This is a genomic window from Flavobacterium potami (assembly GCF_020026915.1).
In the GTDB taxonomy this organism is placed as follows: domain Bacteria; phylum Bacteroidota; class Bacteroidia; order Flavobacteriales; family Flavobacteriaceae; genus Flavobacterium; species Flavobacterium potami.
The window spans coordinates 1-283 of record NZ_JAINUY010000080.1; the positions used below are offsets into that span (position 1 = coordinate 1).

A 283-nucleotide genomic window follows, 5' to 3' on the forward strand; every position below is an offset into this window, starting at 1 on the left:
CAGCAGCCAAGATTGGGGCCATTCTTGGAGGAGCTTCTGATGAGCTTGCAGAAGCCCTGTCCCAATACGGGCGCCTTATAGGAATTGGCTTCCAGATGTATGATGATGTTCTGGATATGATCACTCCGCAGGAAGTGCTCGGTAAAGTAAGAGGTAGCGACCTTATGGAAGGGAAACATACCCTGATTGTAATCGATGCTTTCGAAAAGGGTGTAAAACTGGACATTTTCGGGAAAGGCGAAGCTACTCAGGAAGAAACCGACGAAGCCGTCCGGATTTTAAC

The 283-nt window shown here is 48.4% G+C and carries 1 protein-coding gene; it reads left to right on the plus strand.

The features are described 5' to 3' along the window. On the plus strand, nucleotides 1-283 hold a 283-nt coding region (locus tag K6T82_RS24345), incomplete at both ends, for a polyprenyl synthetase family protein (RefSeq protein ID WP_223711644.1).